This is a genomic window from Streptomyces sp. NPDC048411, from assembly GCF_040704695.1.
GTDB lineage: Bacteria > Actinomycetota > Actinomycetes > Streptomycetales > Streptomycetaceae > Streptomyces.
This window is the reverse complement of the sequence record NZ_JBEZKL010000037.1, coordinates 21923-44013: the sequence shown is the minus strand read 5'-3', so window position 1 is coordinate 44013 and position 22091 is coordinate 21923. Positions and strand designations below refer to the sequence as shown.

At 67.3% G+C, this 22091-nt stretch carries 17 protein-coding genes; 10 read left to right on the top strand and 7 right to left on the bottom strand.

Annotated elements, in window-relative coordinates; genetic code table 11:
- Positions 1-38: 38 nt before the first annotated feature.
- The gene (locus tag AB0915_RS15940) at positions 39-1271 is read right to left on the bottom strand and encodes a DNA sulfur modification protein DndB (RefSeq protein ID WP_366691649.1); all 1233 of its coding nucleotides are present in this window, start codon (positions 1269-1271) and stop codon (positions 39-41) included.
- A gap of 216 nt (positions 1272-1487) precedes the next feature.
- Between AB0915_RS15940 and AB0915_RS15935 the strand changes: the two genes are divergently transcribed.
- The 5 genes from AB0915_RS15935 to AB0915_RS15915 all read left to right on the top strand — a co-directional run bounded on the left by AB0915_RS15935 (position 1488) and on the right by AB0915_RS15915 (position 10963).
- Positions 1488-3638, top strand: coding sequence for an N-6 DNA methylase (locus tag AB0915_RS15935; RefSeq protein WP_366691648.1), 2151 nt, complete (start codon positions 1488-1490; stop codon positions 3636-3638).
- Between the two features lie 77 nt (positions 3639-3715).
- Positions 3716-5725, top strand: a complete 2010-nt coding sequence (locus AB0915_RS15930; RefSeq protein WP_366691647.1) for a class I SAM-dependent DNA methyltransferase — start codon at positions 3716-3718, stop codon at positions 5723-5725.
- Positions 5722-6963: a restriction endonuclease subunit S gene (locus AB0915_RS15925; RefSeq protein ID WP_366691646.1), complete on the top strand. Its 1242-nt coding sequence runs from the start codon at positions 5722-5724 to the stop codon at positions 6961-6963. Before AB0915_RS15930 ends, AB0915_RS15925 begins: the two co-directional genes overlap by 4 nt.
- A 2-nt stretch (positions 6964-6965) precedes the next feature.
- Entirely contained in the window at positions 6966-10163 is a 3198-nt protein-coding gene (locus tag AB0915_RS15920; RefSeq protein WP_366691645.1) for a type I restriction endonuclease, read from the top strand.
- A 131-nt stretch (positions 10164-10294) separates the two neighbouring features.
- Positions 10295-10963: a hypothetical protein gene (locus AB0915_RS15915; protein WP_366691644.1), complete on the top strand. Its 669-nt coding sequence runs from the start codon at positions 10295-10297 to the stop codon at positions 10961-10963.
- A 421-nt stretch (positions 10964-11384) separates the two neighbouring features.
- On the opposite strand, the gene AB0915_RS15910 is transcribed toward AB0915_RS15915, so the two are convergent.
- Entirely contained in the window at positions 11385-11597 is a 213-nt protein-coding gene (locus tag AB0915_RS15910; protein WP_366691643.1) for a DUF397 domain-containing protein, read from the bottom strand.
- Positions 11594-12466 carry a helix-turn-helix transcriptional regulator gene (locus AB0915_RS15905; protein ID WP_366691642.1) on the bottom strand — a complete coding sequence of 291 codons (873 nt, stop codon included), beginning with the start codon at positions 12464-12466 and terminating at the stop codon, positions 11594-11596. The genes AB0915_RS15910 and AB0915_RS15905 overlap by 4 nt, the downstream gene beginning before the upstream one ends.
- A 226-nt stretch (positions 12467-12692) precedes the next feature.
- On the opposite strand from AB0915_RS15905, the gene AB0915_RS15900 reads away from it, so the two are divergent.
- On the top strand, positions 12693-13082 hold the full coding sequence (locus tag AB0915_RS15900; protein ID WP_366691662.1) for an ATP-binding protein: 390 nt from the start codon (positions 12693-12695) through the stop codon (positions 13080-13082).
- A gap of 12 nt (positions 13083-13094) precedes the next feature.
- Here AB0915_RS15900 and AB0915_RS15895 read toward each other — a convergent pair whose 3' ends face one another.
- The 4 genes from AB0915_RS15895 to AB0915_RS15880 are packed head-to-tail and all read right to left on the bottom strand — an operon-like array spanning position 13095 to position 16734.
- A complete protein-coding gene (locus tag AB0915_RS15895) occupies positions 13095-13943 on the bottom strand; it encodes an SDR family oxidoreductase (protein ID WP_366691641.1) in 849 nt (282 codons plus the stop codon).
- 35 nt (positions 13944-13978) lie between these two features.
- Complete coding sequence (locus AB0915_RS15890; protein ID WP_366691640.1) at positions 13979-15439, bottom strand: hypothetical protein; 1461 nt, start codon at positions 15437-15439, stop codon at positions 13979-13981.
- A 51-nt stretch (positions 15440-15490) separates the two neighbouring features.
- A complete protein-coding gene (locus tag AB0915_RS15885; RefSeq protein WP_366691639.1) occupies positions 15491-16087 on the bottom strand; it encodes a guanylate kinase in 597 nt (198 codons plus the stop codon).
- 44 nt (positions 16088-16131) lie between these two features.
- The gene (locus AB0915_RS15880; protein ID WP_366691638.1) at positions 16132-16734 is read right to left on the bottom strand and encodes an AAA family ATPase; all 603 of its coding nucleotides are present in this window, start codon (positions 16732-16734) and stop codon (positions 16132-16134) included.
- A gap of 322 nt (positions 16735-17056) precedes the next feature.
- Between AB0915_RS15880 and AB0915_RS15875 the strand changes: the two genes are divergently transcribed.
- The 4 genes from AB0915_RS15875 to AB0915_RS15860 all read left to right on the top strand — a co-directional run bounded on the left by AB0915_RS15875 (position 17057) and on the right by AB0915_RS15860 (position 21679).
- Entirely contained in the window at positions 17057-18646 is a 1590-nt protein-coding gene (locus AB0915_RS15875; protein ID WP_366691637.1) for a serine/threonine-protein kinase, read from the top strand.
- 68 nt (positions 18647-18714) lie between these two features.
- Entirely contained in the window at positions 18715-20847 is a 2133-nt protein-coding gene (locus AB0915_RS15870) for a UvrD-helicase domain-containing protein (protein WP_366691636.1), read from the top strand.
- A gap of 114 nt (positions 20848-20961) precedes the next feature.
- On the top strand, positions 20962-21234 hold the full coding sequence (locus tag AB0915_RS15865) for a type II toxin-antitoxin system prevent-host-death family antitoxin (protein ID WP_366691635.1): 273 nt from the start codon (positions 20962-20964) through the stop codon (positions 21232-21234).
- On the top strand, positions 21227-21679 hold the full coding sequence (locus tag AB0915_RS15860) for a PIN domain-containing protein (protein ID WP_366691634.1): 453 nt from the start codon (positions 21227-21229) through the stop codon (positions 21677-21679). The genes AB0915_RS15865 and AB0915_RS15860 overlap by 8 nt, the downstream gene beginning before the upstream one ends.
- Positions 21680-22091 lie beyond the last annotated feature (412 nt).

The window sequence follows — 22091 nt, the reverse complement described above, 5'->3', positions numbered from 1 at the left end:
ACGGCGGGCCGGGCTGGTGCTGTGCGTGAGATCCGTTGCTACTGGCCGCGGATCTTGCGCCCCGCCTCGGTGCCGGGGTAGAGGATCGCGTCCGCGACCCGGCCGCCGGAGTCCTTGACGCCGCCGCTGAAGTTGAGGCGGCCCGTGGCGCCCGCCTTGGCGGCCACGCCGTCCCAGTAGCGGGCCTCGCGGTCCCACTGGATGTCGGCAAGGAGCCGGTGCAGGTCCTCGGCGCCCAGCGCGTTCATCGGGTCGGCCCACGGGGTGGCCTGGTGCACGGCGATGCCGAGGCCCGCGAGTACGGCCGGCGCGGTGATGGCGCTGCGCGAGGCGAAGTGCGGGAAGTGGTCGGAGAGCAGCCGGGCCAGCAGGGGGACGACGCTCCCCTCCACCCGCTCGGCGTTCGTCCCTGCAGGAAGCTCGTCCTCGTGGACGGTCTCTGCCGAGCGGGACAGTCCGGTGCGCCCGTAGATCGCCGCGATGACGAGGGCGCGCAGCGCGGAGAGGGTGACGACTTCCGGGTCGGTCTTGCCGACCTGCCGCTTGCTGGCGTTGACGAGCTTCGTGAACGGTACGAGCTTGTCGTCGACGTCGACGTCGACCTTCACAGCGTCGGCAACACGGTGTGCGAGCCGGGTCGCGAAGTCCCGCTGGTCCATGGACATGGCCAGGTTCTTGGCGACGACGACGCCCTGCACATTGCGGTCGTAGAAGATCTGCCGCGCGTCAGCGACGGACAGGTCCACGTACAGCTCGAAGGGGACGCGCACCTGGGCGAGTTCGGCGTACGTGAGGCCGTACCTCTCGGGGTCGTCGTAGAGCTCGTGCCAGGCCGTCGTCTGCGTCTCGCCGTCGATGGCGACGACGCAGGTGCCGGGCGTGATGGTCAAGGTCCGCAGTCCGGTGCCGGGCAGCAGTTCGTCGCTGAGTGCGGCGAGCGGTCCGGCATGCCAGAACGTGATCGGCGGCGTGGACCAGCCGGCCCCCAGCTCCCCCTTCACGCCGTCGGCGATGTACTCGGCGTACGAGCCGACGTTCTTCCCCTTCTGCGTGGACTTCAGCGCCCGCTGCACCAGGGCCCGCAACTCGGCATGGCGCCGTACCGCACCTGACGCGGCCTTGAGCGTCTTGGTGTCCTCCTCGCGGCGGGGCGAAGGCACGAGCTGGACGAGCGTCGGCACGGACATGGTCCCGATCACGGCGTCCGCACGGAACGGCATGACGGTGAGCTGGATTCCTTCGACGACCGTGGTCGGCAGGGTGATGTGCATGGTGTGTCCCCCCTCGGGATCAGAAGAGCGGTGCATGTTTCGGCACCGCGCTACCGGCAGGGCAACCAGCACCCCACAAGCTCACGCCTTGACGAGTGCTGCCAGCCGGAAGCGAAACCAGATAAGCATCACCATGAAAGCACTGTCAAACGTCTTGACGGATTTGACGTCCGCTGTAGGGTGTTTACTGTTCGCTCTCGAGAGGCTCAGGAACCCATGCCACAGCCATCAGCCCAGGTGACCGCCGCCGAAATCTCCCGTATCGCGGGTGTCACGCGCGCCACCGTCAGCAACTGGCGCCGTCGGCACGACGACTTCCCGGCCCCGTCCGGCGGCACCGACACCAGTCCGCTCTACGACCTGGAGGCGGTACGGGGATGGCTGGAGGCGCGCGGGCAGTCGTCCGCCGCCACACCGTCCGAGGAGCTGCGTACCGTGCTGCGGCTCCATGGGTCGGGGGCCGGCGTCGCGGCACGCCTGTTCCCTCTCGTCCTCGCGACGTCACGGCGCAGCGCGGACGAACTCACCGCTCTTGATGAACTGCCGGACTCCGACGTCATCGCCCAGGCCGACAGCGCGACAGCGGAGCTGGCCGGCTCGGTCCCCGGGGCGGAGGCCGTTCACTTCCGTGCGGACGACGTCGGCGCTCTTCGTGCCTTGATTCGCTGTGTCCGCGATGAGGACGCCCAGAGCGCTCTCGACGTCCTCGCCGAACGTGAACTGGACGACACCGCCTCCAGCGGTACGTATCAGACACCTCTGGGGCTCGCGTCCCTCATGGCGCGGCTCCTGCCCGGTCGCACGGCACGCGTCCTCGATCCGGCGTGCGGCAGTGGCACGCTGCTCACGGCAGCGGCCCGGCGGGGCGCGACCGAGCTGTACGGCCAGGACTCGCTGCCCGTACAGGCTCAGCGCAGCGCCGTACGCCTGCTGCTGTCGGCGCCGGATGCGCAGGTCAGTGTGCAGGCTGGAGACAGCCTGCGTGCCGACGCCTTTCCGGAGTTGAGGGTCGGGGGCGTGCTCTGCAATCCGCCGTACGGCGATCGCGACTGGGGGCACGAGGAGCTCGCGTACGACCAGCGGTGGGCCTACGGTGTGCCGCCGCGGATCGAGTCGGAGCTGGCCTGGACGCAACACGCGCTGGCGCATCTGGAGTCCGGCGGCTACGCGGTGATGGTGTTGCCGCCGGCCACAGCCGCTCGTGCCTCGGGCCGCCGGATTCGCGCCGAACTCGTACGCAGCGGTGCGCTGCGCGCCGTCGTCGGCCTGCCCATCGGAGCCTCCGCGCCCCTGCACATCGGCCTGCACCTGTGGGTGCTTCAGCGCCCTGAGCCGGGTGGCACGGACAGCAAGTCCGTCCTGTTCGTGGACGTGAGCGGAGACCAGCGCGAAGGCCCGCCGAGCTCACCGCGGGCCGCGTACTCCCGGCTGCGGCATCGTCGCACGGGCGTGGACTGGAGCACGTTGTCCGACGACGTCCTCGGCCACTGGACCGCTTACATGGACGACCCGGAATCCTTCACCGACGTACCGGGTATCGCGCGGGCCGTGCCGACCATTGCCCTCGTCGATGATCTCGTCGACGTCACCCCGGCCCGACAGGTGCGTGCCGCACCCGTCGACATCGATCCGGCAGAGGTGGCACAGCGCACGGAAGAACGGCGCAAGCTGCTCGCCGCTTCCCTCAACGTCCTTGAGAGCGCGGCGGGTTACGGGCCATGGAAGGCCGCTGCGGAGTCCTCGCGGGCGTGGCGCACGGCCACCGTCTCCGACCTTGCCCGAGGAGGCGCGCTCTCCTTGCTGCGGGCGGCGGTCCCTGCCGGCCGCGGGGACGCCCGAACCGGGAGCCCGGACACGGACGGCGCGGAACGCCCGGTACTCACCGCATCCGACATCAGCAGCGGCGCACGCCCGTCGGGCACGGCGGAGGACCTGCGTACCGATGCGGCGCATACCGTCGCCGCGGGTGATGTTCTCGTACGCGGCGTCGCCGGCGGCAACGGCATCATGGCCCGCGTCGCGGATGAGGCGGACGCCGAAGCCCTGCTCGGTCACCACATTCACCTGCTGCGGCCAGACCCGGCACGGCTCGACCCCTGGTTCCTCGCGGGGTTCCTCGGCGCCGAGGACAACATCGCCGGAGCCTCCACGGGCAGCACCATCCTGCATGTCTCGCCAGGCAGGCTCCGCGTGCCGCTCCTGCCGCTGGAGGAGCAGCGGCGGTACGGGGCAGCATTCCGCCGCGCCTACGAACTGCGCACCGCCGCCCGGCGGACAGCCGCACTCGCCGAGGAGACGGCACAGGCACTGCTCACCGGCCTGACGGCCGGGGCGCTACTCCCGCCGTCCGAGGACCAGTTGGCCTGAACGGCAACGCCGTCTTCACACATCGATCACACTTGGTCCCAACCGCCCCAGCCGGGCGGGCCATCGAAGGGAACGCGTTGAACAGCAGTAAGCACACGGAGCTGGCGAACCATGCCTGGTCCGTCGCCGATCTCTTGCGCGGCGACTACAAACAGTCCGACTACGGCAAGGTCATCCTGCCGCTCACGGTGCTGCGCCGCCTGGAATGCGTCCTGGAGCCGACGCGCGACAAGGTCGTCGAGACAGTCGCCAAGTTCGCAGGCCAGGAGATCGACACCGACCACTTCCTGCGCCGCGCCTCGGGCCACTCCTTCTACAACACGAGCGACCTCACGCTGCGGAAGATCGCGGCCGACCCGCAGAACGCGGCGAAGAACCTGCAGATCTACGTCGGTGCCTTCTCCAACAACGCCCGCGAGGTCCTCGACAAGTACGAGTTCAACCAGCAGGTCAGGAAGCTCGATAGCGCGAACCTGCTCTACCAGGTCATCGGCAGGTTCACCGACCTCGACCTGCACCCTGATGTCGTGCCCAACCACAACATGGGCTACATCTTCGAGGAGCTGATCCGCCGCTTCTCCGAGCAGTCCAACGAGACCGCGGGCGAGCACTTCACCCCGCGCGAGGTCATCAAGCTGATGGTCAACCTGCTGGTGGCGCCGGACGCGGACGCCCTCAGCCTGCCGGGCGTCGTCCGCACGGTCATGGACCCGGCCTGCGGCACGGGCGGCATGCTCAGCGCCGCCGACGACCGCATCAAGGCGCTCAACCCGGGCGCGACGGTCGAGGTGTACGGGCAGGAACTCAACCCCGAGTCGTGGGCGATCTGCCGGTCCGACCTCATGATCAAGGGCCAGGATCCGGAGAACATCGCCTTCGGCAACTCCTTCTCCGACGACGGCCACGCCCGCCGCAAGTTCGACTACATCCTCGCCAACCCGCCGTTCGGCGTGGAGTGGAAGAAGGTCAAGGAAGACGTCGAGTACGAGCACAAGTCGCTCGGCGACGCCGGCCGCTTCGGTGCCGGGCTGCCGCGCATCAACGACGGCTCGCTGCTCTTCCTCCAGCACATGATCTCGAAGATGAAGCCGGTGGACGTGAACGGCGGGGGCGGCTCCCGCATCGCCATCGTCTTCAACGGCTCCCCGCTGTTCACGGGTGCCGCCGAGTCCGGCGAGTCCAACATCCGCCGCTGGATCCTGGAGAACGACTGGCTGGAGGCGATCGTCGCCCTCCCGGACCAGCTCTTCTACAACACTGGCATCTCCACGTACTTCTGGATCCTCACCAACCGCAAGGACGCCGACCGCAAAGGCAAGGTCGTGCTGCTCGACGCGCGCGACCAGTGGCAGAAGATGCGCAAGTCGCTCGGCGACAAGCGCAAGGAGCTGGGCGACGGGACGAACGGCCGCCCCGACCACATCGGCGACATCACCCGGCTGTACGCGGAGGCCCTCCAGGTCGCCAAGGACCCCGAGCACCCGCTGCACGGCAAGGTGAAGGTCTTCGCCAACGAGGACTTCGGCTACCAGCGCATCACCGTGGAGCGGCCGCTGAAGCTGCGCTTCGAGGTCACGGAGGAGACGTTGGCGGCGCTGGCGGAGGCCAAGCCGGTGGCCAAACTGGAGCGGAGTGAGGAGTTCGTCGCGGCGGTGCGTACGTTGCTCGGCTCGTCCTGGACGACGAAGTCCGAGGCGTTCATCGCGCTCAAGGACGCGGTGGTCGCAGCTGGCCTGACCTGGCCGTCGGGAGCGCCGTTCGCGAAGGCGGTACGGGAGACGATCGGCGTCCGGGACCCGGAGGGCGAGGTCCAGAAGCTCAAGGGCGTGCCGGAGCCGGACGGGGACCTGCGCGACTACGAGAACGTTCCGCTCGGCGAGGACGTCGAGGACTACCTCAAGCGCGAGGTGCTGCCGCACGTCGCGGACGCGTGGATCGACCACACGAAGACGAAGATCGGCTGCGAGATCCCGTTCACGCGGCACTTCTACGTATACAAGCCGCCGAGGCCGTTGGCGGAGATCGACGCGGAGTTGAAGTCGCTGGAGGCGGAGATTCAGGCGCTGCTGAAGGAGGTTACAAAATGACTTGGGTTGACACTCGCCTGAAGCACCTCTGCGTCGACTCAGGCCAGTACGGGCTAAATATCTCTGCGGAAAAGTACAGTTCCTCGGGTGTCAGGCTCATCCGCACCTCGGACATCGCTTCGAACGGGGCACTCAAGGCCTCCACAACAGGTGTTTTCGTAGATGTTCCGCTTGAGCAGCGTCATCGGCTTCTGCCCGGAGATGTGCTGCTATCACGCAGCGGTACATTGGGCCGATCATTCCTGGTTCCAGCCGAAGGGAGTGGGCAGTCCTTCGCCGGCTTCCTCATCAGGTTCCGCCCCAAGGACGGAGTTGATCCACGGTTTCTATATTACGCAACGCAGTCATCTCCGTTTCAGGGGGTTGTGCACTCAGAAGCTGTCTCCTCGACGATCCAGAACTTCAATGCTGATCGTTACGCGAATATCCCACTCCGCGCACCGGGGGCTGAGGAGCAGCGCCGCATCGCCGACTTCCTCGACGCCGAGACCGCCCGCATCGACCACCTCGGAAACCGCTATCGGAAGTTGATGCAACTGTCAGCGGACAGAGCGCGGGCCGTAATTGACCACTCCTTCTCCCAACTTTCCGTGGAGTCTGCCGTCCCGGTGTCGACCGTCTGCAAGACCATCGTCGATTGCGTAAATAAAACGGCCCCTGTCTCACACGAGTCAACTCCGTACAAGATGATCCGCACATCCAACATTAGGAGCGGTGAAGTAGACCTCTCTGATACTTCTTCCGTCGAGCGCCAAGTGTTCACCGAATGGAATCGCCGTGGCGCTCCGCAATATGGAGACGTTCTTTTCACTCGTGAGGCTCCTCTCGGTCAATCGGGAATGCTTCTCACAGATGCGCCGGTCTTCTTGGGGCAACGCATCATGCTTTATCGAGCAGACGAGACACTGATCAAAAAAGAGCTTCTGCTGTTCAATTTCTTGAGCTCGCATATGGATAGGCAGTTGCGAGTCTTGGGAGCTGGCTCGTTGCACGAGCACATGCGTGTTGGTGACGGACTGAAGCTGCGAATCTATTGCCCTCCTCGCGCGCAGCAGGAGCAACTGACGGGACAAATTGAAGCTGGGCGGGATTCGAGTCTACGACTCACTGATCTGGCGAAGCGGCAGCTCGGATTGCTCACCGAACGCCGCCAAGCCCTGATCACCGCCGCCGTAACCGGCCAGTTCAACGTCTCCACGGCCAGCGGACGCAACGTAACGGACGGAGTCACCGCGTAGCCATGAGCCCCATCCACACGGAGTCCGCCTTCGGCGAGGCCATCGTCGCCGCCATGGTCGAGCGCGGCTGGCGCGAGGCGCGCGCGCAGGACTACCGGGCCGATCTCGGCCTGGACACCAACGAACTCTTCACCTTCATCGGGGCGACCCAGCCCGACGAGTGGAGCGAGCTGCTCACCGTCTACGGCGGCGACCCAAACGAGGCGCAGCGCGGGTTCGCCGGCCGCCTCGACCAGGCCATCGCCACCAACGGCCTCCTCGACGTGCTCCGCAACGGCGTGAAGGACCGGGGAGTCCTGCTCCGCGTCGCCTACTTCAAGCCGAACCTCGTCGCCCACGACTCCGTCCTCGACGGATACCGGGCCAATCGCCTCACCGTCGTCCGCGAACTCGAGTACGCAACCAAGCAGGCTGACTGGGGCAACCGGCTCGACCTCACCCTCTTCCTCAACGGCATCCCCGTCGCCACGGCCGAGTTGAAGAACCCGCTGACCAAGCAGGGTGTAGAGCACGCCAAGGAGCAGTACCGCACGGACCGCGACCCCACCGAGCTGATCTTCACCCGCCGCGTCGTCGCGAACTTCGCCGTCGACCCGGACCTCGTCTTCGTCGCCACCCAGCTCAAGGGCAAGAACACCCGGTTCCTGCCCTTCAACACCGGCTCTGCTGGCCCCGGCCAGCCGGGCGGCGCCGGCAACCCGGCCCCGACCGCCTTCGGTGCGTACGCGACCTCGTACCTGTGGGAGCAGGTCTGGCAGCCGGACAACTGGCTGGACCTGCTCCAGCGGTTCGTGCACTTGCACAAGAGCAAGGCGCCCGGCGGCGGCAGCACCAAGACAATGGTCTTCCCCCGCTTCCAACAATGGGACGCGGTCAAGAAGCTCACCGCTCACGCCGCCACCCACGGCGCGGGCCACGACTACCTCATCATGGCCTCGGCCGGCTCGGGCAAGTCGAACACCATCGGCTGGCTCGCGCACCGCCTCAGCGACCTGCACACCCCCACCGACCCTCGCGAACTCGACGCCGAGGCGTTGGCCAAGGGCCTCAAGCCGGGCGTGCCGGTCTTCGACAAGGTCATCGTCATCACCGACCGCCGCAACCTGGACGCCCAACTCCGGGAAACGATCGGCAGTTTCGAGCAGACCGCAGGCCTCGTCGTGAAGATCGACGAGAAGCATGGGGCGAAGGGCGAGCAGCTCGCCAAGGCCCTCTCCCGCGACACCGGGAAGATCGTCACCGTCACCCTGCACTCCTTCCCGGCGCTGCTCGACTACCTCCAGCGCAACCCCACCGAGATCCGGGGCAGCCGCTTCGCGATCATCGTGGACGAGGCGCACTCCTCGCAGTCCGGCGACGCCGCCACCGCCGTACGGTCCGCCCTGCGCGACCTCGGGCTGGACTCCGACTCGGACGACGCGGGCGCGACCACGGTCAAGGCCGAAGCCACCACCCTCGACGAGCAGCTCAAGAAGCGGGCCGAGCAGCGTTCCCGCGCCGCGAACCTCTCCTACTTCGCGTTCACCGCCACGCCGAAGGCCAAGACCCTCGAACTCTTCGGCACGCTCCAGGACATCGACGGCAAGGCGACCTACCGGCCCTTCCACACGTACTCCATGCGGCAGGCGATCGAGGAGGGCTTCATCCTCGACCCCTTGCGCAACTACGTCACGTACAACACGTACTGGAAGCTGGTGAACCAGAACCCTGACGAGCGGGAGGTCGACCCGTCGAAGGCGAACGGCCTGCTCGCCCGGTACGCGCTGACCCATGACTCGACGGTCGCCCAGCACGCGCAGGTGATCGTGGAGCACTTCGTGGCGCACAGCCGGGGCCGTCTCGGCGGGCGGGCCAAGTCGATGGTGGTGACCGCCTCACGGCAGTCCGCCGTGCAGATGGCGCGCGCGATCAAGAGCTACATCCAGGACCGGGACTACGACACCAAGTACCCCGACCTGGGAGTCCTCGTCGCCTTCTCCGGCTCGCTCACCGTCGACGGCGAGGAGACCACCGAGCCGAAGGAGAACGACGGTCTGTCGGAGAGCGCGCTGCCGAAGGCGTTCGCGTACACGCGTGCCGATGACAAGGCCGCCCGAGCGGGTGGTGCGGGGCAGCAGGAGTACAAGATCCTGGTCGTGGCGGAGAAGTACCAGACCGGGTTCGACCAGCCGCTCCTGACGACGATGTACGTCAACAAGTCGCTGACCGGCATCTCCGCCGTCCAGACCCTGTCCCGGCTGAACCGGACCGCCGAGCGCAAGACTCAGGCCGACCTGGCGGTACTGGACTTCGTCAACGACGCCAACGACATACAGGAGTCCTTCCGCCCGTACTTCGAGGAGGCGATGACCCTCCCCTCCGACCCCAACCTGCTCTACACCGCGCAGAGTCGGGTCATGCAGGCGGCGATCCTGTCCGGGCAGGAGATGGACGAGTTCGCGGCCGCGTACTTCGCCGCGAAGGAGAAGGCGGCAGGCTCACAGTCCAAGTGGGAGAAGCTGCACGCCGAGTTGTACCGGCTGCTCTCGCCCGCCGTCGCACGCTTCACCGCTCTGCTCGAAAGCGAGGACGAGGACGACCAGGAGACGGCGGAGGGCTTCCGCGCCGACCTCAACGACTACGTCAGGAAGTACGGCTTCCTCGCGCAGATCGTCCCCTACCGGGACGCCGAGCTGGAGCGGCTGCACCTCTACGGCCGCTACCTCCTCAACCGGCTGCCGCGCCGCGCCGACGGCGGCGTGGACATAGGCGAGATCGACCTCAGCCATATGCGGGTGGAGAAGACCGGCGAGTACGACGTCTCCCTCACCCCCGAGGGGCCGACGACAATGCAGGGCTTCGGCGACGGCTCGGGCGGCGCGAAGGAAGCGGAGAAGTCGCTGCTCTCGCAGTTGATCGAGAAGTTCAACGAACGCTTCGGCACCGAGTTCACCGAACAGGACGTCATCCGGCCCTTCGAGGAGGCCAAGGCCGACCCGAAGGTGCGGGCGGCGGCCGTCGTCAACGACGAGGACAACTTCGGCCTCGTCTTCGACAACGTCTTCGCGGACAAGATGGCCGACCACATCGACACCATCGCGGGCATGGGCCGCCAGTACTTCGGCCCCGACAAGGGCTTCAAGTCCAGCCTGGACCGCAGCGCCCGCAAGGCCGCGTGGCGGATGATCCGCCGCGAAGAGGGCCTGGACGACGACATCTGATGCGTACGCCCCGGCTGGACACGCCGGCCGGGGCACCCTTTGCGGCTGCACACGTCATTGGATTTCTGCGTACAAGACTGTGCGCAGTGCGAGTTGTCCTCTTCGTGAGGTGCAACGGATCTGGGGGGATAATGAACCACACGGCCGAAGAGCTCGAACCGTCTCGGCTCCAGAAGACCGTCGAGACGATCACCATCACACCGGAAGCGGCCACTGAGCTCGTGGGCGGTTACCGTGCCACGTTCAAGGCCAAGTTCGAGCGGGAGCCCGAGAGTCTGGAGGACAAGCGCAAGATAGCCGCCAAGATAATTGGCCGGTACTCCAAACTCTCGGCAGCCGCTGGGGCGGTCACCGCAGCCCCGAGCGTGATTCCGGGGATCGGGACAGCGATCGCAGTCCTGGGCGGCGGTGTCACTGATGTCGCCATGGCACTCAAGCTCCAGGTCGACATGTGCATGTGCCTGGTCGAGGTGTACGAGACCGAGCTGAGCAGTGAGGACAAGAAGCACCTCGCCTTCACGATCGCGTTGGCGGGTTCGGCAGAACAAATGGCGACAAAGGGCGGCAAGGCAGCGGTACAGAAGATCGCAGAGAAGTTGGTCTACCAGTACCTGAAAGGGCCCGCCTTGGCCACGACCAAACAGTTGTTCAAGCGGGTGTCCATCACCTTCACCCAGAAGGCGATGGCCAAGGCGATACCCGCCGGCGTAGGGGTCGCTTTCAGTAGCTCGACCAACTACGTCCTGACGACGGTGGTGGGCAAGGTCGCCGTCGCCGTCCTGGCCAAAGATGTGAAGTAGCAACGCTGCATCGGATCCGGTACCGCCGACTCAGTTGCCAGACCGGTACCCCAGTCGCATTTTGTGATCTGAGGGGGCGACAGGTTTTTTTGGGGGCGTCGGAGAATGGGCGAGGCCACTTTTTGATCATGGTGTTGAGGAACGCAACGAGGAAGGCTGAGGAAGCGCCGACCGTCAGCCACGTGCGCAGCCCGACTACACCCTCAACTGCGAAGAGCCACATATCGACAGCGGATTCTTCGTCTACCTCATCGTCCCCCGACATGAATGCGTATACGTTCGCCAAGTGACCTGGATGTGATCCGGCGGTCGGCCCCCGGCTCTTCGGAGCGGCTGCGTTTTTCTGTCTCGGCCAACCGTGCAAGACGTGGGGGCCCAGCCGCCTGTGCGACTGGGCCCCACGGGGTTACTGATGTACGGCTCAGACGGTCTGGTCGGCGGCCAGCCGGACGAACCCGGCCCACGCCTGGGGGGTGACCATCAGCACTGGTCCGGATCGGACCTTCGAGTCACGGATGTGTACGGCGTCCACGGCGGCTGCGATCTCTATGCAGTCGCCCCCCTCAGCGCCGCTGTAGCTGCTTTTGAACCAACCGAGTTCCAGAGCGGCATCCGAGCTCTCTGCGGTGTTCATAGCTCTCCCAGCAACTTCTCGATGAATCCCAGGGACTCTCGCGGAGTGAGAGCCTGGGACCGGATGATCCCATAGCGCGCGGCGGCGAGACGCACCTCTTCCCGGTCCGTCAGGAGGCTGCTGCGCCCTTGGACCTCCATGTACGTGAACTGCTCGCCGCCCTTTCGCGTAAGAACCGTGAACGGGCCGTCCACGCCGGCGTTGTCCTCGCGGTCGAGCGGCATGACCTGGATCTCTACATTGCGCTTCTGGCCGATGAGCAGCAGCTGTTCGAGCTGCCCACGCAGTACTGCCTTCCCACCGAGTGGCTTACGCAGAACGGACTCCTCGAGCACGAAGCTGAGCAATGGGGCAGGCCAGCGCTCGAAGATCACCTGCCGAGCGAGCCGCGCTGCCACCCGCAGCTCGATCGTCCCCTTGTCCAGCAGCGGGCGCCGCATGGCGAGCAACGCCCGCGTGTACTCCTCCGTCTGCAACAGCCCCTTGACCACGTGGGAGTCGTAGGAGCACAACTCGACCGCCTCTGCCTCCAACCGCGCCATGTCCCGGAAGAACGCCGGATACTGTGCCCGCGCCACCTCCTCCTTCAGCGCCTTGAGCACGCCCCCGGCGTCCAGCACGTCGTCGGCCCGATCGATGAACCTAGGCGGCGGGATACGCCGCCCCTGCTCGAAGGACGCGACCGACTGCCCCGCGTAGCCCACGCGCTTCCCGAACTCCGGCCGCTCCAGCCCCGCTCTGACCCGCAGCAGCTTCAACTGCCGCCCGAACGCCGTCACCACACCCGATCCCGGCTCGTCCTCCGGCCGGGGCCCGGCGTCATCCCGTACCCCCGGCTCGCCCTGCTCCATCGGTTCCGAAGAGTCCATCGGCCCCACCACCTCACCGGTCCAGCGCTGCGCTCCGGACTCTGTCACGCTGCGTGCCACGTACGCACCGCAAGTCGTCGCGTACAACCAACGCCCGACGGCGCGTCACCACTGTTCACGCTACGCCACCAAGCGGCAACGTCGAGGCATGAACAGCGACCCGTCACCCCTCCCCGTACAGGCCGTCCGCCCCAGCCAACCCCGCTTCCTGTGGCACCACTTCACGATGCGCTTCAGTTCCACTCCACGCGGCGCCCGTCTCGCCCGACGCCTGGCCGGGGAACGCCTCGACGCCTGGGGCATCCCCTACGGAAGCGACGCCCACGACGTGCTGACGCTGATCGTGGCGGAGCTCAGCGCGAACGCCGTACGCCACGGACGCGTAATCGGCCGCGACTTCCGCCTCCGGCTCTCGGCCGAGGGCACGACCCTGCGCGTGGAGGTCACCGACTCACGCGGCGAGAGCATCCCGGCCCTGACCGAACCGTCCAACGACCTGGACGCAGGCCGCGGCCTCCTCCTGGTGGCCGCACTCACCGACCGCTGGGGCTGGTACCCGTGCATCGACGGACCGGGCAAAACGGTATGGGCCGTACTGAACATGGGCCTGTCGTAGGCGCGCAGACACTTACGTAGCCGCCCCGCCCTGCCGGCCCGGAGCCGTCCCCAGTCCCGCCTGCGGCTGGCCGCCGTCAACCGGGATGTGCGCACCGTTCACGGCTCCGGAGGCCGGTGAGAGGAGGAAGGTGATAACCCGGGCGACCTCCTCAGCGTTCAGCAGTCGCCCGCTGGGGTTGCGTTCTGCGTACGCCTCATACACCTCGGGGTCACGTCGGCGCAGTCGGTCCCAGCTCTTGCCCGGCAGGAGAATCGAACCAGGGCTGACGGTGTTGACCCGGACCCCGTACGGGGCGAGTTCCTGGCACAGGGCACCCGCGAGGTAGATCTCCGACGCCTTGGCCGCCCCGTACTGTGCCGGGAAGCGAGGCTTCCAGCCGGAGATGGAGGCGACGATCACCACGGAGCTGCCCGGACGCAGACTGTCCAGCGCCGACCGCACAGTGCGCACCGCGTGGCCGCCGTTCAGCTCCCAGGTCGCCTGCCAGTCCTTGCGGGTCGAGTCGAGGAGCCCGCCACCCCGCTTGCCTCCGATGTTGGCGACCAGGCCGTCGAGCCCGCCGAGTGCGCTACCGGCCTGCCGGGTGAAGTCCTCCAGTTCATCCTGCGCCAGGACGTCCACGGATCCCGTCACGACTTGGGCGTCGAAGTCCTTGCGCAGCTCGGACGAAGCCTGGGCCAGAGTGTCGAGGTCACGACCGCAGATCGCAACAGAAGCTCCCTCGGCGGCGAGGAGTCGGGCGACCGCGTACCCCAGTCCCCTGCTGCCACCGGTCACCAGGAACGATTTGCCTCGCAGTCCGTACGCGACAGCCGGTGCTGCCACGGCGCGCTCTTCGGCCTCTTCACGCTCGTCCATGGGCCTCACTCTGTCACCCGGCCATCCTCAGGGACTCAACGCACCAGCTTGCGGATGACGATGCCCACAATGAGAGTGGTGAACAGCATTCCCGCCGCTGTGAACGAGACCGCAATCGCCGACCATTCGGCCGTCTTGAGCTCGGACGGCATGCCAGTACCGACGTTCAGCCACAGGGCAAGGGCCAGAACGAAGCTCTTACCGGCGACGGTCACGTCCGTAAGATCTCGTCCTGGCTCGCGCACCGCCCCCACCAGATGGAGTACCACCCCCGTGAGCACGACCCCCACCGCCAGCACACGCGCCGGATTGCGTGCGCGCACTCCCCAGCCGAGGACCCCGCCGAGGATGCCCCGCCCGATGGCGCGCCGCAGCGGCGGCAAGACCGCTGCCTCGCGCTGTCGCGCAAGGTAGTAGAGCTCGTCGACTTCGCGGTTCCGGTTCCTTCTGGCCAGCGCCGACCGTACGGACTCCAAAGCAACACCGGTCACTTCGGTGAAGGACCGCTCCAGGAAGGAAAGGGCTTGGGAGCCGTTGCGGAAGACCTCACCGGCCAGTTCCATGTCACCGACGCTGGAGGAGCTGTCGAGGCTGTAGCGGGAGCTGCCGGACGGAAGTCCGAGGGTGCCCGTGACCGAGGAGCCGTGCAGGCTGATCACCGACGACGATTCGGACGCCGAAGCGAGGGACATGACTGTCGTGTTGTGAAGGGCAAGGCGAGCGGTCGTATCGGTCCGATCGCCGCCCGAGCTGTCACAGAGCCCGAGGTTGCGGATCTCTACGGGACCTCTGACGGTGCTGTTCGTGATCGTGCTGTCCTCGACGGGAATGACCAACCCGTTCACTCGCACCGTCTCACTGCAGCGAAGCTCGTTCGCCCGCAGCGGCTCGTCGAGTCGTACCCGCTGCAAGGTGAGCTCAGGTGTCTCGACATCGTCGAGTTCGATTGCGGACAGCCAGAGATCGTCGAACGTGACGTCCTCACGGGCGCGCAGTCCTCGCACGACCACACGAGGTCGGCCGAGGCGGCCGCCTGTGGCTTGGCTGCGGACCGCGAGCGCGGACACGCGCGTGTTGCTGATCCGGATCGGCCCGCGCAGAGCGTTGATCTGAACGAGCTCCTCCACGCGGAGGCGCTCCAGCCGAGTTTGTCCGCACGAGTGCAGAGCAAGAAAGTCCAGGGCGGAGTCAATGACCGTGACCTCACAGCCCATCGATGCATTGCGGATGGTCAGGCGGCCGATTCGGGAATTCACCACCAGGAGCGCGTCCGCCTCCACGTGATCGACGACCAGTTCATCGATGTGGCAGGCGCGTACGGTGAGCGCCCCGTCGATGCTCATACGGTCCAGGGAGACACGGTCGGCCGATACGGTGTCCAGCAGAAGATCTGTCGTGACCTCGTCCTGATGCAGATGCACGCTGCGATCGCTGACAGTGCGCTGGCGACCGATTCTCGCCAGGTCCTCTAACGTCCGGACAACTCCCACCGGCATCCCCCTACTGCTTGTGGCCGTTGATGTCGCTGTGCGTGTACTCGCACGTGCTCACGCACGGCGCTGAGTCGGGCTCTGGCGAGCCCCGCTTTCGTCCGTGCCGAGCTCGAGAGCCGCGAACAGCTCCTCCGTACTCAAGGCGTCCAGTGCCCCGTCGAGCGCGTAGGCGATCTGCTTGGCAGCCGTCTCCGGATCCGTACGGTCCGTGCGTACCACCAGGTCGAACAGGTCCTGTACGTCGGAGTCGAGAACGTCCTGTGCGGTCTCGTCCCAGGCGGTGAGCCGCTTAGGCGTATCGGTGTCTCCCCGTTCGCGGGACCGTGTCTCGCACACGTTCCTTGGAACCCAAAGGAGGATGCGCAGCCACGAGGTCGCCTGGCTGCGGTCCAGCAGCGTGCGCATGTCGGTGACGTTGCCGATGTGGGCGATGGGGATCCGGCCCCGCTCCTGCGGCTGTGTGAGGGAGAGGTCATCGACCGCGTAGATGTTGCCGTAGCGCCGGGTCTCCACCACGATCCTGCCCTGGTGGCGCAGGTCATCGAGTTCCTCGGCTGTGACGAACCGGTATCCGGCTGACCGGCCGGTCCCGTGCTTGAGTTTGGTGACTAATTCGAAGCGTGGATCGGCGGAGCAGAGGGCTGACGTCACGGTGTCTTTGCCGGCCGTGGGGGGTCCGTACAGAACAATCGCACTCACGAGTCCCCCAGCAGCCGTTGCGCGATGGACTCGACCTGCTCGGCCAGCGGGCGTGAGGATCCGATGCGGTTGTCGATGACGTGGTGAGACGTCACCGGCCGGAGGCCGAGGTCGAGGCCAGTCGTGTACGTCGGCCAGTGCGTCAGCTTCCACGTATCGCGTGAGGCATTGCGCGAGATCAGCCGGTCTCGCATCGATTCCAGGTCGCTGTCCACCCACAGAGTCTCGAAACGGGCTCCGGTCCTACGACACCGGCGTGCCACCCGAGAAGTCCATTGCGCATCGGCGCTCTCGGCGAGGAACGGCGCCACAGCGACCACGGACGTTCCGCACTCAAGGTTCTCCCAGACCGCCTTCATCAGGCACTCGTACTCCAGAGGCCTGGCGTGCTCCAGGTAGGTGGGGCTGTGGCGGTCGTCCGGATCCCCGCCCAGTGCCAGCAGCAGTCGCTCGGTCATGGGGCGGCTGATGGTGTCCTTGTCGAGCATGGCCCAACCGGTGGCCGCCGCCAGGAGCTTGCCAGCCTCCGACTTACCCGAACCGGCATACCCGGCGACCAGAGCAAGGGTGATGGTGCTCGTGCCTAACGCAGTGGTCACGCTGTCCGCCCCCGAGACGTCTCGATACAACTGGGCCCAGCTTAAGGGCGGCTGGGGACTATGCCGCTCACACTTCTTGCATGTTGATCGCAAATCAAGCCGCGGGAGCCGCGGACTCACGGGCCGTTGAAGGGCTCCGAACTCCAGGCACGCGCGACCTGCCCGGCAACGAGCCACACGGCTGACCGGAAAGAGACGCCTCAGCCCCCACCCCCGGGCCGCCACTGGACCCTGATCGCCCTACCGGAGAGACTTGGTCCCAACCATGTCGGGGCAAGCGCTGCAGCGCGCCCCGGCCAGCACACGCACGCACGGGGGCAAAGTGCCGCAGCAGGTGATCTCTGGCCGTTACGAGCTGCTGGAGCAGTTCAACGAGGGCGGCATGGGCGTCGTGTGGCGCGGCTACGACGCCGTCCTCGACCGGCCCGTCGCCGTGAAGGTCATCCGGCAGGCGTCGATCACCTCCCCTCACCTGGCCGAGGAGTTCGCTAAGCGGTTCCGCCGCGAGGCCCGTATCACCGCTCGTATCCAGCACCCGGGGGTGCCGCAGGTGTACGACGCGGTCCTCGACGAGTCGTACGAGCGGCTGTTCCTCGTGATGGAACTCGTCGACGGCATGTCGCTGTCTGCCTATCTCCACCCCGACCACCCCTTGCCCATCAGCTGGGCGGTCGCCGTCGCCGCGCAGGTCGCGACCGTGCTGTCGCATGCGCACGAAGTGCCGGTGATCCACCGCGATCTCAAGCCGGGGAACGTCCTGGTCGCCCGCGACGGCACGGTGAAGGTCCTCGACTTCGGCATCGCGGCGATCCTGCGCACCGACGTCACCAAGCTGACGGCGACCGGAAGCCCCGTCGGTACCTACCAGTACATGTCGCCCGAGCAGGTCCGGGGCGGGCGCATCACCCCGCAGACCGACCTGTACGCGCTGGGCTGCGTCCTGCACGAACTCCTGAGTGGGCGGGTCGTGTTCACGGCGGAGAGCGAGTATCTGCTGATGTTCCAGCACGTGAACGCCGCCCCCACCCCGCTGCGGCAGTTGCGGCCCGACGTACCTGAGGCGCTGGAGGAGCTGGTGCTGCACCTGCTGCGCAAGGCGCCCGAGCAGCGGCCAGCCGACACGCAGGAGGTGTACGAGTGGCTGCTGCCGTTCCTCCCGCCACCCGGACAGGCACCCACCGCGGCCGAGGCCGGACCGGCCGGGGTACCCGACCCGACGGGCCTGTTCCGCCACCCGTACGCGCCCCGCGCCCGCGCCCAGGCGTCGCCGACCGAAGGTGCTGCGCCCGCGGGCCCCGCCCCGCACGCCCAGCCGGCGCCTCTCCCTGCCCAGCTGCGCCAGGACATGAAGGAGGCGTACGACCATTCCGACGCCCTCCTGGAAGAGGAACGCTTCGCGCAGGCGGCCGAGGTGCTCGGCGAGGTCATCGAGCCCGCGGCCCTCGCCCTCGGCTCCGAGAGCAAGCAGGTCCTTGCACTGCGCCGCCGGCGCGCGGCGGTCCGCCTCCTCGGTGGCGACTACCGGGCCGCTCTGCCCGAGTTCGACAGCCTCGCCGACGCCTACGCCCGCATCAGCGGCCCCACCGGCGAGCAGGCACGGTCCTGCCGCGCGCAGGCTGCCCGCTGCCGCGCCGAACTGGGCCAGGTCACCGACGCGCTCGCCGCGCTCCAGGGCGTCCTGAACGTCGTACGGACCCTCGACAGCGACGTCAGCGAGGAGGCCGTCGAGCTGCGGCACAACATCGGGATGCTGCTGCTCGCCCAAGGGCGGGCCGCCGAGGCCCGGCAGATCCTCGAACCGCTCCACGAGGACATGTGCATGCTGTTCGGCCCCGACGACGAGATGAGCGTCGAGATCGCCGAGGCACTCGCCGTGATCCGCCTCGGGCTCGACGGCGACGGCGCCGGATGAGCGAGACGTACACCTCGTACACCGTGAACTCCTAGGACACACGCAGCACGTAACCGGAACGGAACACCATGCCGCACCTCGCCTTCGACATAGGCTTCTGCGCCCAGCTCGGCAAACTCCAAGGCACCGTCAAGCAGGGGGTCTTCGATGCCTGGGAGAAGTTCGAGCGCCTCACCCTGGACCAGCTGTTCAAGGACCAGGGTCTGAAACTGGAGGCGCTGAAGCAGGCCAAGGACCCGCAGATCCGGACCATCCGCATCGCCCAGGGCACCCGCGGCGTCGTCCTCGCCCCGGACCGTGGCGACACCTTCGTCCTGCTGCGCGTGATGCCGCACGACAAGGCCATCGCCTGGGCAATCAAGCAGAGGGCCAGCATCAACGCGGTCACCCGCGCCGTCGAGATCCGCGACATCGCGATGCTCGACGATCTCACCCCCGCCTACGAGCGGATCGCCGCCGCACCCGACCGGCGGCTGTTCTCCAAGGTCTCCGACGGCGACCTGACCGCCCTCGGCATCGACGAGACCACCCTTCGCCAGGCCCGCGCCCTCACCAGCAAGGAACAGCTGGAGGTCTTCGCGCCCTACTTCCCGCAGGACCAGCGAGAGGTGCTGGAGTATCTCGCCGAGGGCTTCACCGTGGAGGAGGTCTGGCGTGACCTGGTGTCCGTCAACCTCCCCACCGCCTCCGCCGATCCGGTGGATACGACCGACTACGCGACGGCGATCGGCCTCACCCGCACCCGTATCGCTCTCATCACCGCCTCCGACGAGTTGCGTGACATCCTCGACAAGCCGTTCACGGCCTGGCGGATCTTCCTCCACCCCTCCCAGCACAAGGTCGCCTACCGGGCCAGCTACTCCGGACCGGCGCAGGTGACCGGCGGCCCGGGCACCGGCAAGACCGTCGTCGCTTTGCACCGCGTACGACACCTGCTGACTTTCCTGCGCGACGGCGAGCGCATCCTGCTGACCACGTACACCAACGCTCTCGTTACCGCCCTGCGCAGCGGGCTCGCCGCCCTTGTCGAGGACGAGGAGCTGCGCGACCGCGTGGACATCACCACCGTCGATGCCCTGGCCAGCCGGGTCGTCTCCACGTCACGCCGCCCGCTGCGGAGTGGCGAGGAGGAGACCCGCTGGGAGCAGGCCGCGCACGCCACCGGCTTCACCGGCACCGCCCAGTTCCTCGCGCAGGAGTACAAGCACGTCGTCCTCGCCCAGAACCTGCGGAGTCCGGAGGAATACGAAGTTGCCGACCGGCGTGGGCGAGGCCGCCGCCTCCCGGCCGCCGAACGTCCCCTGGTGTGGAGTACGGCCCAGGAGTTCTCCGACGGGCTCGCCGCCGACGGCCTGCGCACGTATTTGGGAACGTGCGCCGAGGCCGCCGACCTGCTCGAAGCGAAGGGGCCCCTGTACCGGCACATCGTCGTCGACGAGGCCCAGGACCTGCACCCCGCCCAGTGGCGGCTCCTGCGCGCCGCCGTCCCCTCGCGCCCCGACGACCTGTTCATCGCCGGCGACCCGCACCAGCGGATCTACGACTCGAAGGTGTCGCTCAAGGCGCTCGGTATCAAGGTCGCGGGCCGCTCGACAAAGATGCGGAAGAACTACCGCAGCACGCACGAGATCCTCAGCTGGTCCACCGCGCTGCTCGTCGGCCGCCCCATCGCACAGCTGGAGGACGACGACCGCAACGAGACCCTGCTGGGATACCGTTCCGCCCTTCATGGCAGCGGTCCGGCCATGTACGCGGCTGGGTCAGAGGAGGCCGAACTGGACGCGCTCGTCGCACAGATCCGCACGTGGACCGAGGCCGGTGTCAGCCCCGGCGAGATCGGCGTCAGCGCCCGCTTCAACAAGAACTGCGTCAAGGCAGTCGAACGACTGACGGCCGCCGGCATCCCCGCAGCACGGCTTCGGTCCGACGCCTCCGAGGACGCGCCAACCGTGCGCGTCGGAACGATGCACTCATTCAAGGGGCTGGAGTTCCGGTGTGTTGCCGTCATAGGCGTACACGACGCGGCGCTGCCCTACCCGGGCGCAGTGACGCCGGCCGACGTGGACCGCCTTCAGCACGAGGCGGATCTCATGGCTGAGCGCTGCCTGCTCTTCGTCGCCTGCACCCGGGCCCGCGACGGGCTGTACGTGTCCTGGTGGGGAGAGCCGAGTCCGTTCCTGGTCGAAGGGGGAGCGGCCTGAGGTCATACCGGAGGGGCATACCCGCGCGGGTATGCCCCTCTGGACACCAGCCGTGCGATGGCGTCCTCCGCCCGTATTCCGGCCGGAATGTAGAACGAGTAGTACGCTGGTGTCATGAGTGACAACAGGGATGTTCCTCTCCGGGAGCTGAATCAGCAGACCTCGCGCATCATGGCCCGCGTCGAGGCCGGGGAAACCGTGACCATCACCAAGGACGGCGTTCCCATAGGGGACATCATTCCCCGCGGCTCCCGCCTGGGGCGGCCCTCGTACCCCTTCCGTACCGACCCCATGGGGCCGCTGGACCTTCCCGACCTGGGTGGGCCCGTGCTCACCGACGACGAGATCGACGAGACGCTGCGGGGCATGGGTGCCGTCGATGAATGAGATTTCGGTCGCGATCGCCGACACGAACGCCTTGTACCGCCTGTTCACGCCCAAGGACCCACTCCATGCCGCGCACCGAGATGCGCTCAGTGCCATGGGCCACCTTGTGGTGTCGCCGATGGTGCTTACCGAACTCGACTATCTGCTGACCGCCCGGGTCGGTGCCGGCGCCTCGATGAACGCACTCGACTTCGTCGCTCGCCAGGTCGAGACGCGGCGCTTCGAAGTACCCGAGGTGGCACCGCATCTGCGCAGCGCCATGGCGGTCATGCGCGGGTACCAGGACGCGGACGGCGGCCAAGGGGTGGGGCTGGCTGACGCGATGAACGTGGCGCTCGCCGCAGCATTCCAGACCGCTGACCTGTTCACCACCGACCGGCACTTCCGGATGATGCGGCCACTCACCGCCCATGGAGCGTTCCGGCTCCTGCCCGACGACCTCTGAGGGCGGACCGCCGTGGTGAGGCGTGCCGGGGTCAGCCGGCCTGGCAGAAGCGCATCGGGTGCCACCCGCGTATGCGCGTTGAGCCCCGATCCTTCGTACCGGTGCGGGAGCGGGCCGACGGTCTCGGCCCGCTCCCGCGAGGTCAGTCGTCGGTCTGAGTGCCCGTCACCTTCAGGTGACGGACGCGGCCCGCGTTGTCGAAGGATCCGAAGCCCACCCGGCCCGAGGCGAAGACCGGGTCGGTGGCCGTGATCAGCGGGTTGCGGCTGCCGTCCAGGTAGACGCTTCCCCCAGGGGACAGCTGGGGGTTAACCCCCAGCTGATTCGGGGATCAACCCGGTCGCTCGGACGACGCCCGGTCCGTAGGTTCTGGGGTGGAATCGGAACACCGTTCCACTCAGCCTACGGAGGC